The organism is Streptomyces sp. JH002, assembly GCF_050916115.1.
Lineage (GTDB): Bacteria > Actinomycetota > Actinomycetes > Streptomycetales > Streptomycetaceae > Streptomyces > Streptomyces xiamenensis.
Genome location: NZ_CP087989.1, coordinates 1499891 through 1512125 on the forward strand (window position 1 = coordinate 1499891; position 12235 = coordinate 1512125).

General features: G+C 72.3%; 8 protein-coding genes. 2 read left to right on the top strand and 6 right to left on the bottom strand.

Annotated features, from left to right (window positions below; all coding sequences use genetic code 11):
- Positions 1 to 23 precede the first annotated feature (23 nt).
- The gene (locus H7827_RS06350; protein ID WP_386541423.1) at positions 24 to 1064 is read left to right on the top strand and encodes an NAD(P)-dependent alcohol dehydrogenase; all 1041 of its coding nucleotides are present in this window, start codon (positions 24 to 26) and stop codon (positions 1062 to 1064) included.
- Positions 1065 to 1141: 77 nt separating this feature from the next.
- Here the strand turns inward: H7827_RS06350 and serA are convergent, their stop codons facing one another.
- The 6 genes from serA to H7827_RS06380 form a co-directional block, all read right to left on the bottom strand.
- A complete protein-coding gene (serA, locus tag H7827_RS06355) occupies positions 1142 to 2731 on the bottom strand; it encodes a phosphoglycerate dehydrogenase (protein WP_030738885.1) in 1590 nt (529 codons plus the stop codon).
- A gap of 276 nt (positions 2732 to 3007) precedes the next feature.
- Complete coding sequence (ilvC, locus tag H7827_RS06360) at positions 3008 to 4006, bottom strand: ketol-acid reductoisomerase (protein WP_030738882.1); 999 nt, start codon at positions 4004 to 4006, stop codon at positions 3008 to 3010.
- A 107-nt stretch (positions 4007 to 4113) separates the two neighbouring features.
- Positions 4114 to 4638, bottom strand: coding sequence for an acetolactate synthase small subunit (gene ilvN, locus H7827_RS06365; protein ID WP_019434252.1), 525 nt, complete (start codon positions 4636 to 4638; stop codon positions 4114 to 4116).
- Between the two features lie 44 nt (positions 4639 to 4682).
- Complete coding sequence (locus tag H7827_RS06370) at positions 4683 to 6554, bottom strand: acetolactate synthase large subunit (protein WP_386539470.1); 1872 nt, start codon at positions 6552 to 6554, stop codon at positions 4683 to 4685.
- Between the two features lie 235 nt (positions 6555 to 6789).
- Positions 6790 to 9873: a putative bifunctional diguanylate cyclase/phosphodiesterase gene (locus tag H7827_RS06375; RefSeq protein ID WP_432743305.1), complete on the bottom strand. Its 3084-nt coding sequence runs from the start codon at positions 9871 to 9873 to the stop codon at positions 6790 to 6792.
- A gap of 229 nt (positions 9874 to 10102) precedes the next feature.
- Positions 10103 to 11044, bottom strand: a complete 942-nt coding sequence (locus tag H7827_RS06380) for a 2-hydroxyacid dehydrogenase (RefSeq protein ID WP_432743307.1) — start codon at positions 11042 to 11044, stop codon at positions 10103 to 10105.
- A 146-nt stretch (positions 11045 to 11190) separates the two neighbouring features.
- Here H7827_RS06380 and H7827_RS06385 point away from each other — a divergent pair, with 146 nt between their 5' ends.
- Positions 11191 to 12207, top strand: coding sequence for an aldo/keto reductase (locus H7827_RS06385; protein ID WP_432743309.1), 1017 nt, complete (start codon positions 11191 to 11193; stop codon positions 12205 to 12207).
- Positions 12208 to 12235: the final 28 nt, after the last annotated feature.

The window sequence follows — 12235 nt, forward strand, 5'->3', positions numbered from 1 at the left end:
CGGCGCAGTCGAGGAGGTCCGGCATGAGAGCCGTGCAGTACCGGGAGATCGGTGCCGCGCCGCAGGTGGTCACCGTTCCCGACCCCGAGCCGGGGCCGGGACAGGTGCTGCTGAAGGTGTCGGCGGCCGGGGTGTGTCACTCGGACATCGCCGTCATGGAGTGGCCGGCGGAGAACTTTCCCTACGCGCTGCCGCAGACGCTCGGCCACGAGGGCGCGGGGGTGGTGGCGGCACTCGGCGAGGGCGTCACCGGGCTCACCGAGGGCGACTCGGTCGCCGTGTACGGGCCACAGGGCTGCGGTCGCTGCGCCAAGTGCGCCCACGGCAAGGAGAACTACTGCACCCGCGCCGCCGAGCTGGGGATCTTCCCGCCGGGGCTCGGCGCGCCCGGCGCCATCGCGGAGTACCTCCTGATCGACGACTCCCGCTTCCTGGTGCCGCTCGGCGATCTGGACCCGGTGACCACCGTGCCACTGACGGACGCCGGCCTGACCCCGTACCACGCCATCAAGCGTTCGCTGCCCAAACTGGTGCCCGGCAGCACGGCGGTGGTGATCGGCACCGGCGGGCTCGGCCATGTGGCCATCCAGCTGCTGCGGGCGCTGAGCCCGGCCCGGGTGGTCGCGCTGGACGTGGCGCGGGAGAAGCTGGAGCTGGCGCGGGAGGTGGGGGCGCACGAGGCGCTGCTGTCGGACGAGCGGGCGGCCGAACAGGTACGGGAGCTGACCGGTGGCCTCGGGGCCCAGGCGGTGTTCGACTTCGTGGGGGCGCAGCCCACCGTGACGGCGGCGGGGGCGATGGCGGCGGTGGAGGCGGATGTGACGATCGTCGGCATCGCGGGCGGTGCCCTGCCGGTGGGGATCGGCTCCACCGCGTTCGAGGTGACGGTCTCCGCGCCGTACTGGGGCAGCCGCGGTGAGCTGATCGAGGTGCTGGAACTGGCGCGGGCGGGCGCCGTCGAGGTGACGGTGGAGACCTACGGTCTCGACGAGGCGCCGCGCGCCTATGAACGTCTGCACCAGGGCAAGATCAAGGGCCGCGCGGTGATTCTCCCCAACGGCTGATCACGCGCGGCGCGGCCGGCGGGCCGGTGTGGCCCGCCGGCCGCGCCGCGGTGTGTGCTTTCGGCCGGTCCGTGCCGTCAGTCGGTGAGGTTGACGCCGCGCGCGGAGGTGGCGCCGATCTCCTGGGCGATCTCCGCGAGCACCTGCGTGGAGACGGTCTCGTCCAGGGTGAGCGCGATGAGGGCCTCGCCGCCCTCCTCGGCGCGTGCCACCTGCATCCCGGCGATGTTGATCGCGGACTCGCCCAGGATGCGGCCGAGGGTGCCGACGACGCCGGGGCGGTCGGTGTAGCGCAGGAAGGCCATGTGGTCGGCGAGGGCCAGGTCCACGGTGTGCTCGCCGATGCCGACGATCTTCTGTTGGTGCTTGGGGCCGGCCAGGGTGCCGGAGACCGCCACGGTCTCGCCGCCGGTGAGGGTGCCGCGCACGGTGATCAGGTTGCGGTGGTCGGGCGATTCGGAGCTGGTGGTGAGCCGCACCTCCACGCCGCGCTCCTGCGCGAACAGCGGGGCGTTGACGTAGGAGACCGTCTCGGCGACGACATCCTCGAAGACGCCCTTGAGCGCGGAGAGCTCCAGGACCTTCACGTCGTGCTGGGTGATCTCGCCGCGCACCTCGACGTCGAGCCGCATGGCGACCTCGCCCGCCAGCGCGGTGAAGATCCGCCCGAGCTTCTCGGCGAGCGGCAGCCCGGGGCGTACGTCCTCGGCGATCACACCGCCCTGCACGTTGACCGCGTCCGGGACCAGCTCGCCGGCCAGCGCCAGGCGGACCGAACGGGCCACCGAGATGCCGGCCTTCTCCTGGGCCTCACCGGTGGAGGCCCCCAGGTGCGGGGTGCACACGACGCTGTCGAACTCGAACAGCGGGGAGTCCGTGCAGGGTTCGCTGGAGTAGACGTCCAGGCCGGCGCCGGCCACCCGGCCCTCCTTGAGGGCGGACAGCAGGGCGCTCTCGTCGACGATGCCGCCACGGGCGGCGTTGACGATCCGCACGGAGGGCTTCACCTTGTGCAGCGCCTCGTCGCCGATCAGGCCCAGCGTCTCGGGGGTCTTGGGCAGGTGGACGGTGATGAAGTCCGAGATCTCCAGGAGTTCGTCGAGCGGGAGGAGCTTGACGCCCATCTGTGCGGCGCGGGCGGGCTGCACGTAGGGGTCGTAGGCGACGATCTTCATGCCGAACGCGGCCATCCGCTGCGCGACCAGGACACCGATGCGGCCCAGGCCCACCACGCCGAGGGTCTTCTCGGACAGTTCGACGCCGGTGTACTTGCTGCGCTTCCACTCGCCGTTCTTCAGGGCGGTGTTGGCCTGCGGGATGTGGCGCGCGGTGGCGACCAGCAGGCCGCAGGCGAGCTCGGCGGCGGTGATGATGTTGGAGGTCGGGGCGTTGACGACCATGACGCCGGCCTTGGTGGCGGCGGCCACGTCCACGTTGTCCAGGCCGACCCCGGCGCGGGCGACCACCCGCAGCTTGCGGGCCGCGGCGATGGCCTCGGCGTCGACCTTGGTGGCGCTGCGGATGAGGATGGCGTCGACATCGGCGATGGCGCTCAGCAGCTGTGCGCGGTCCGCGCCGTCACAGTGCCGGATGTCGAAGTCCGGGCCCAGCGCTTCGACGGTGGCGGGGGAAAGCTCTTCGGCGATGAGTACGGCGGGCTTGCTCACTGGGTCTCACTGTCCTTTGCGGAAGGCCGCGTCCCGACGGCCGAGGCGGTGGAGTAGGCAGCCGCGTGGAGACGCACGACGCTGTGAGCCTGTGACGCGCTTGGTGCTGGGTGCAGTGTATTCGGCGCGGTGCCGCCACGGGACGGGTTGGCCGGGGCGGCCGCTCGATCGAGCGAATCCCCGCGAACGGGGGGTGGTACGGGGCGACACGAGGAGGAACGGGGCGGGCCGCGGCGGGGTCGGGGTGGGACCTCCGCCGCGGCCGTGCCGATCCGCTCAGTCCTGGTCGTCGACCCAGCTCATCAGCTTGCGCAGGTCACGGCCCGTGGTCTCCAGCAGGTGGTCCTCGTCCGCCTTCTTGTACTCGTTGTACTTGGGCAGACCGGCGTTGTACTCCGCCATCCAGTTGTTGGCGAAGGTGCCGTCCTTGATGTCGGCCAGCACGCGGCGCATCTCGGCCTTGGTGTCCTCGGTGATGATCCGCGGGCCGGTGACGTAGTCGCCCCACTCGGCGGTCTCCGAGATGGACCAGCGCATCTTGCCCAGGCCGCCCTCGTACATGAGGTCCACGATGAGCTTCAGCTCGTGCAGGCACTCGAAGTACGCGATCTCCGGCTGGTAACCGGCCTCGACCAGCGTCTCGAAGCCGGCCTTCACCAGCGCGGAGGCACCGCCGCACAGCACGGCCTGCTCACCGAACAGGTCGGTCTCGGTCTCCTCGGTGAAGGTGGTCTTGATGACGCCGGCGCGGGTGCCGCCGATGGCCTTGGCGTAGGAGAGCGCGAGCGCGAAGGCGTTGCCGGTGGCATCGTTCTCGACGGCGGCGATGCAGGGCACGCCGCGGCCTTCCTCGTACTGGCGGCGCACCAGGTGGCCGGGGCCCTTGGGGGCGACCATGCACACGTCGACGCCGGCCGGGGGCTTGATGAAGCCGAAGCGGATGTTGAAGCCGTGGCCGAAGAACAGCGCGTCGCCGTCCTTCAGGTGCTCGCGCACGGACTCCTCGTAGACCTTGGCCTGGATCGGGTCCGGGACCAGGATCATGATGACGTCGGCCTCGGCGGCGGCCTCGGCGGGGGTGGTCACGCGCAGGCCCTGCTCCTCGGCCTTGGCACGGGACTTCGAGCCCTCGTGGAGACCGACGCGCACGTCGACGCCCGAGTCCCGCAGGGACAGCGCGTGGGCGTGGCCCTGGCTGCCGTAGCCGAGAACCGCGACCTTGCGGCCCTGGATGATGGACAGGTCGGCGTCGTCGTCGTAGAACAGCTCGGCCACTTCGGTTTTCTCCTTGTTGTTCCTGCTGCGGCGGTCGCGGCGTGCGTCCACCGTAGGTGGTGCGGTGATGGGATGGGTGCGGATCTCGCTGTACGGACCGGTTCCCGCTAGGCGGATCGCTCCAGGGCGCGCAGGGACCGGTCGGTGATGGACCGGGCTCCGCGTCCTATGGCGATGGTGCCGGACTGCACCAGTTCCTTGATGCCGAAGGGCTCCAGCATGCGCAGCATGGCTTCGAGTTTGTCACTGCTGCCGGTGGCCTCGATGGTGACGGCCTCGGGTGCGACGTCGACGGTCTTGGCGCGGAAGAGCTGCACGATTTCCACGATCTGGGACCTGGTGTCGTTGTCGGCCCTGACCTTCACCAGAACGAGTTCCCTGGTGACCGCCGACGCGGAGTCGAGTTCGACGATCTTCAGGACGTTGACCAGCTTGTTGAGCTGTTTGGTGACCTGTTCCAGGGGGAGGGCCTCGACGTTGACCACGATGGTGATCCGGGACACCTCGGGGTGTTCGGTGGTGCCCACGGCGAGGGAGTCGATGTTGAATCCGCGGCGGGAGAACAGGGCGGTGATGCGGGAGAGCACCCCCGGCTTGTTCTCGACCAGGACGGAGAGCGTGTGCTTGGACATGAGTGGCTTCGTTCCTCTACCTGTACGGCGGTGGCTCTCGTCGGTCAGTCGTCCCCGTCGCCGAAGTCCGGGCGCACCCCGCGGGCGGCCATGACCTCGTCGTTGGAGGTTCCGGCGGCGACCATCGGCCAGACCATGGCGTCCTCGTGGACGATGAAGTCCACGACGACGGGGCGGTCGTTGATGGAGTTGGCCTTCTCGATGACCGCGTCCAGCTGCTCGGGGGTCTCGCAGCGCAGTCCGACGCAGCCCATGGCTTCGGCGAGTTTGACGAAGTCGGGGATCCGGGTGCCCTGGCTGGTGGCCGTGGGGTCGGCGCCCGGGCCGTCGCGCAGCACGGTGTTGGAGTACCGCTGGTTGTAGAAGAGGGTCTGCCACTGGCGGACCATGCCCAGCGCGCCGTTGTTGATGACGGCGACCTTGATGGGGGCGCCGTTGAGGGCGGCGGTGGTCAGTTCCTGATTGGTCATCTGGAAGCAGCCGTCGCCGTCGATGGCCCACACGGTGGACTCGGGGCGGCCGGCCTTGGCGCCGAGCGCGGCGGGGACGGCGTAGCCCATGGTGCCCGCGCCGCCGGAGTTGAGCCAGGTGCCGGGGCGTTCGAAGGCGAGGAAGTGGGCGGCCCACATCTGGTGCTGGCCCACGCCCGAGGTGTAGATGGTGTCCTCGGGGGCCAGCGCGCCGATGCGTTCGATGACCTGCTGCGGGGAGAGCGAGCCGTCCTGCGGGAGGTCGTAGCCCAGCGGGTACGTCTCGCGCCAGCGGTTGAGCAGCTGCCACCATTCGCGGTAGCGGGTGGCGGCTGCCTCGCCCTGGTGGCCGGCCTCGGTCTCGGCCTGCAGGGCGGCGGCGAGGTCGGTCAGCACGTCCTTGGCGTCACCCACGATCGGCACGTCGGCGATGCGGATCTTGCCGATCTCGGCGGGGTCGATGTCCGCGTGGATGACCTTGGCGTGCGGGGCGAAGGAGTCGCTGCGCCCGGTGACGCGGTCGTCGAAGCGGGCGCCGAGGGTGATCAGCAGGTCGGACTTCTGGAGCGCGGTGACCGCGGCGACCGAGCCGTGCATGCCGGGCATGCCCAGGTGCTGGGGGTGGCTGTCGGGGAAGGCGCCCAGGGCCATGAGGGTGGTGGTGACGGGGGCGCCGGTCTGCTCGGCGAGGGCCAGCAGCTCGGGGGCGGCGCCGGCCTTGAGGACTCCACCGCCGACGTACAGCACGGGGCGCTTGGCCTCGGAGATCAGCCGGGCGGCCTCGCGGATCTGCTTGGCGTGCGGGCGTGAGGCGGGGCGGTAGCCGGGCAGGTCGATGGCGGGCGGCCAGCTGAAGGTGGTGCGGGCCTGGAGGGCGTCCTTGGCGATGTCGACCAGGACGGGTCCGGGGCGGCCGGTGGCGGCGATGTGGAACGCCTCGGCGATGGTGCGCGGGATCTCCGCGGGGTCGGTGACCAGGAAGTTGTGCTTGGTGACGGGCGTGGTGATGCCGCAGATGTCGGCTTCCTGGAAGGCGTCGGTGCCGATGACGGAGCTGGCGACCTGGCCGGTGATGGCGACCAGCGGCACCGAGTCCATGTAGGCGTCGGCGATGGGGGTGACCAGGTTGGTGGCGCCGGGGCCCGAGGTGGCCATGCACACGCCGACCTTGCCGGTGGCCTGGGCGTAGCCGGTGGCTGCGTGGCCCGCGCCCTGCTCGTGGCGGACCAGGATGTGGCGCACGGAGGTCGAGTCCATCATGGGGTCGTAGGCGGGGAGGATCGCGCCGCCGGGGATGCCGAATACGGTGTCCGCGCCGACCGCTTCGAGAGAGCGGATGAGCGCCTGGGCGCCCGTGACGTGCTCGACGGTGGCGGCGGGCTGCTGGCTGCCGCCACGGGGGGCCCGTGGCTGCGGCTTGGGGGCCCCGGTGGCCTGTTCGGTCATCGACATTCTCTTCTCGGAGATGAGGGTGATGCGCTGGTGCGGGTGCGGGTCTCGGTATCGGTGCAACAAAAAACCCCCCGTGCCGGATGGCATGCGAGGGGAGCGCGTCGCTGGTCCGCGGGGGGTGTCCCGGGGTCAGCCGACGCGCCGTCCAAGTACGAGAATTCGGGTCTGCATGGTGATGACCCTCCCCCTATGGGCGGCCCTGTGTCAAGTGGGCGGAATCCACGTCTCACTATGTGGGCGCCACCGGGGACGGGGCGGGCCCAGCGGCGGTCGGGTCGGCGCGGCCGTGCAGCCGGGGCGCCGGAAAGGTGGCCGGAACGGCGGCCAGACCGGCGGCCGGCTCCGTGGCCGCGCCGGACGGCCGGGGCGGCCGGCCGCTCTCCAGCAGCCGGTGCAGGCGGATCGGATCCAGGGGCTCGCCGAAGGCCGGGCCCTGGGCGTGGCTGCATCCCAGGGCACACAGCGTGGCGGCGAGGTCGGGGTGGTCGACGCCGTCGGCCAGGGTGTGGACGCCCAGGTCCGCGGCCATCCGCAGCAGCCCGGCGGTGATGGTGCGCAGGGAGGGGGAGTCCACAAGCCCTTCGGTGAGCTCGCGGTCCAGGCGGACGAGGTCGACGGGGAGCCGGTGCAGCACGGCGGGCGGGGTGGCGGGCCCGCCGAAGCCGTCCAGGGCGATGCCCACGCCGAGCCGGCTGAGGTCGGACAGGCGGCGGCGCAGTTCGGGCGCGGCGAGCGCGGAGCCGGACTCGGGAAGCTCCAGGACGAGGGCCTCGGCGGGCAGGTCGTGCTGGGCCAGGAGTGCCTCGATGCCGCCGGCGCCCAGGGACCGGTCCGCGAGCCGGCCGGCGGGCACCCGGACGCTGACCGGCAGGGTCAGTCCCGCCGCGTGCCGCCGTCCGGCCTCGGCAACGGCCTGCTCCAGCAGCCAGCGGGTGACGTCCGTGGCCCGGTCGGCGCCGCCGTGGTGGTCGGTGAGACGCGCGAACGGGGGCCCGTACTCGCGGCGGGGGCGCAGGTGCTCCAGCGGGGTGGACAGCGGAGCGTGGGCGGAGCGCCGGCGGGCCTGGGCGCTGAGGGCGGCGATCCGGCCGTCGGCCAGGGTGACGACCGGCTGGTGGAGCAGGGTCAGCTCACCGGTGTGCAGGGCGGTGCGCAGCCGTGCGGCGAGCTGGGTGCGGCGTACCGCCTCGGTGCGCAGGTGGGGCGCGTAGAACTCGACGCGGGCCTTGCCCGCCTGTTTGGCGCGGTACATGGCCAGGTCGGCGTCGCGCATCAGGGTGGCGGGGGTGCTGCCCGGCTCGGCGAAGGCGACGCCGATGCTGGCGGCCACCCGCACCTCGCCCTCGCGCAGGTGGTAGGGGCGGGACAGTGCGGCGCGCACCCGTTCGGCGATCTCCGTCATGCGCTGTTCGCGGGGGGCGGGGGCGGCGCCCGGGTCCCCGGTGATGAGCGCGGCGAACTCGTCCCCGCCCAGCCGCGCGGTCACATCGCCCTGTCGCACGGACTCCCGCAGCCGCCGGGCGGCCCGGACCAGCAGTTCGTCGCCCGCCTGGTGGCCGATCGAGTCGTTGACGGCCTTGAAGCCGTCGAGGTCGATGAAGAGCACCGCGATCTCGCCGGCCGCCACCGGGCCCTGGCCCAGCGCCGCCTGAAGGCGCTCGGTGAACAGGGCGCGGTTGGGCAGATCGGTGAGCGCGTCGTGGGAGGCGCTGTGCCGCAGCTGTTCCTGGAGGCGTACCCGGTCGGTGACGTCGCGGCTGTTGAAGATGAGGCCGTTGAGATGGCGGTTGACGGTGGACTCGATGTGCATCCAGCGTTCGTCGGGGCCGCCGTGCCGGATGCGGCACTCGATGCGGGTGGCCGGCTCGGCATCGGGGGCGGCGGCCAGGAAGCGGCACAGCTCGTAGAGCACGCGGTCGGCGTCCTCGGGGTGGATGAGGCTGTGGAACGGCTTGCCGATCAGCCGGTCGGGGTCCCGTCCGTAGACTCCGGCGGCGGCCGGGCTGACGTACCGGAGCTTGCCGTCCGAGGCGGAGATCATGATCACGTCGCTGGAGCCCTGGACGAGGGAACGGAAATGACTCTCCTGCCGGGCCAGTTCGCGCGTGAGCTTCGTGTTCTCCATGAGGGTGATGCCCTGCCGGGCCAGCAGCGCCACCACCACGGTGGCGGCGGTGACCACCACCACCGGGTCCGGCCGGCCGCCGCCGGTGTTGTAGGTGAGCAGGATGCTCAGGAAGCAGACGGCGGCGGCGAGATAGGGCATCAGTGAGGTGAAGGAGCCGAGCCGGTCGGGCGGCCCCTCGCCGTCCTCGTCCTGCGGGAGGGTGGCACCCGTACGCGCGGCGACGGAGGCCGCGGGGGCGAGGGGCGGGCCCGCGGCGAGCGGAGCGGACGGGGTGAGGGGGGTGAGCGGGGGCGTGGAGGCGGTGGTGGCTCCGGCGTCCGGGGTGCCGTCGGCGGCGGCCGTGCTCCGGGGCGCCTGCGCGCCGGGCCGCTCGTCCTCCCCGGGCCGCGCCGACACCCAGGGGGCCAGCGCCAGCAGCAGGGACCCGGCGAACCAGCCGGCGTCCAGCAACTGTCCCGAGCTGTAGTGCTCACGCAGCATCGGGGAGCTGAACAGGGCGTCGCACAGCACCGTGACGGCGAGCCCGCCGACCGCCATGTTGACCGCGGAGCGGTGTTCGGGGCCGCGCCGGAAGTGCAGCACCAGCAGCATGGACACCAGGGCGATGTCCAGGAGTGGGTAGCCCAGGGCGAGCGCCGCCCTGGCCACCGACTCGCCCTGCCGTTCGGCGGTGTGGACCAGCGCCACGCTCCAGGTGAGCGTCAGCAGCGAGCCGGCGACCAGCCAGGCGTCCAGGCCGAAACAGAACCAGCCGGTGCGGTTCAGCGGACGTTTGGCGAGCATCAGCAGGCCGACGATGGCCAGCGGCGCGAACAGCAGGTAGCACAGATCGGCGGCCGAGGTGCGCGGGACGGGGACCCGCAGCACCACCTCGTACCAGCCCCAGATCGCGCTGCCCAGGCCCGTCATGGCGGAGGAGAGCCCCAGCAGCACCCAGGCAGGGCGCAGGGATCCGGCGCGGGTGCGCGCATACCACAGGCAGGATCCGCTGGCGAGCCAGGCGGCGGCGCTGAGCCCGAAGTCGCCCATGAAGGCGGCGGCCTGGGGCGTTCCCCAGCCGAACGCGGCGCCCACCACGTAGGCCCCGCACAGGGCGGCCAGCGCCAGCTGCGGCAGTGGCCCGCCGAGCAGGGCGGGCCGCGGTGGCGGGGCGGCCGGGGGTGCGGTGCTGTCCCCGGTACTCATCGGCTCGCCCGCCACGTGGCACCGCGGCCGTGCTGAAGTCGGCATTTCGTCCATGGACCGTGCATCCGCCTGTCGCCCCCTGCTCCGCTGAACTCTCCCCGGCAGGGACGATACACCAGCACCGTCACTCAGCGCCATAGGCATTCAACCCAGAGTGATAATGAGGGGGACCCTCTGCACGATGCGTAGCGAACTCATCTCACTGTGTGATTGATGTGACTCATGTGATCTATTCGGCTTCGGCCACCACGTACTCGGGGGTCTCCCCCGCCGCGAACCGTTCCAGCTGGGCCCGGACCAGACGTTCGGCACGCGGCCTGAACGCCGTGGAGGGGCCACCGACATGCGGGGTGATGAGCACCCCCGGCGCCTGCCACAGCGGATGCCCGGCGGGCAGCGGCTCGGGGTCGGTGACATCGAGCGCGGCCAGCAGCCGGCCCGACTCCAGCTCCGCCAGCAGCGCCCCGGTGTCCACCACCGCGCCGCGTGAGACATTCACCAGCAGGGCGCCGTCCGGCAGCGCGGCCAGGAACTTCGCCCCGACCAGACCACGGGTCGCCTCGGTCAGCGGCGTCGCCACGATCACCACCTCCGCCCCCGGCAGCAGCGCCGGCAGATCGGTGGAGGCGTGCACCGGGCCGCGCGGGGAGGTACGGGCCCGGCCGGCGACCCGTACCACCTCGGCCGGTTCGAACGGCAGCAGCCGCTCCTCGATGGCCGCGCCGATCCCGCCGTACCCGACGATGAGCACCCGCCGGTCGGCCAGGGAGGTCCACAGCCGGGTGTCCCAGCGCTCGGCACCCTGGTCGCGCACCGCCTTCGGGACGCCGCGCAGCGCGGACAGGGTGAGGGTGAGGGCGAGTTCGGCGGTGGAGGTGTTGTGCAGCGGCCCGGCGTTGCACAGCAGGGCCCCGGTGGGCAGCGTCGGTACGGCGGGCAGCATGTGGTCCACGCCCGCCGTCAGGGTCTGCACCACGCGCAGCCGGGGCATGTGCGGCAGCGGGCGCACCGCGACCTCGGGGCCCTTCATGTAGGGCACCGTGTAGAACACGCAGTCGGCGGGGTCGGCGGGGAACTCCTCCTCGCCGTTCCAGTGGACGTAGGTGAGCGAGGCGGGCAGGGGGGCCAGTTCGGCGGGTGGCAGGGGCAGCCAGACATCTCCTGTGGTCATGACCGCCAGGCTACGCGCGGCCGTTGGACGGCCCTTCCGGCGAAGCTGTCGGCCGCGCCGGTTACGTTGGAGGACGCGGACGGCGGGACGGCGGGGACCGGGCACGACGGGGCACAGCGGGGGCACAGTGGGGAAGGAACGGTTCGGTGCGGTACAGGACGATCGGCACGGGGGCGGTCCGGGTAGGGGCCATCGGTCTGGGCTGCATGCCGATGAGCTGGGCGTATTCGGCTTCCCAGCGGGACAGACAGGGCTCGCTGCGGACGGTGCGGGCCGCGCTGGACGCGGGGTGCACGCTGGTGGACACGGCGGACATGTACGGCCCGTACACCAATGAACTGCTGCTGGGCCGGGTGCTGAAGGAGCGCAGGGACGAGGTGTACCTGGCCGCCAAGTGCGGGCTGCTCGCCGGCGAGCGGCACATCGTGGCCAACGGCCGCCCCTCCTACATCAGGCGCGCCTGCGACGCGTCGCTGCGCCGGCTGCGGACCGATGTGATCGATCTGTACCAGCTGCACCGGATCGATCCCGATGTGCCGGTGGAGGAGACCTGGGGGGCGATGGCCGAGCTGGTGGCGGCCGGAAAGGTGCGGGCGCTGGGGCTGTGCGCGCTGGAGCCACGCGGCCGGCACGGGCGCGGCGTACGGGGCGGCGCGGTGGCACCTGACCGGTACGACCGCACGCTGCGGGTGCTCAGCCGGATCCAGCAGGTGTTCCCGGTGAACTCCGTCCAGGCGGAGCTGTCGGTGTGGTCGCCCGAGGCGCTGCGCGGGCTGCTGCCGTGGTGCGAGGCGCGGGGGATCGGGCTGCTGGCGGCGATGCCGCTGGGGAACGGTTTCCTCAGCGGCACGCTGACGCCCGGCGTCGGCTTCGAACCGGAGGACCTGCGGGCCCGGCACCCGCGCTTCACGGCGGAGATGATGGCGGCCAACCAGCCGCTGGTGGCGGGGCTGCGCCGGGTGGCCGCCCGGCACGCGGGGGCGACGGTCGCCCAGGTGGCGCTGGCGTGGCTGCTGGCGCAGGGGCGGCACGTGATACCGATACCCGGCACCAAGCAGGAGCACTGGGCGCGGGAGAACGCGGCGGCCGACGAGGTCCGGCTGACGCCGCAGGACCTGAAGGAGATCGCGGCGCTGCCCGCGGCCCAGGGCTCCTGGGAATGATGTCCCGGCCCCGGGGCCGCGGGGAGCC

Coding starts and splice junctions, on each gene's coding strand:
- H7827_RS06375 (WP_432743305.1), bottom strand. CDS start 9,873: ATGAGTACCGGGGACAGCACCGCACCCCCGGCCGCCCCGCCACCGCGG.
- H7827_RS06380 (WP_432743307.1), bottom strand. CDS start 11,044: ATGACCACAGGAGATGTCTGGCTGCCCCTGCCACCCGCCGAACTGGCC.
- H7827_RS06370 (WP_386539470.1), bottom strand. CDS start 6,554: ATGACCGAACAGGCCACCGGGGCCCCCAAGCCGCAGCCACGGGCCCCC.
- ilvN (WP_019434252.1), bottom strand. CDS start 4,638: ATGTCCAAGCACACGCTCTCCGTCCTGGTCGAGAACAAGCCGGGGGTG.
- H7827_RS06350 (WP_386541423.1), top strand. CDS start 24: ATGAGAGCCGTGCAGTACCGGGAGATCGGTGCCGCGCCGCAGGTGGTC.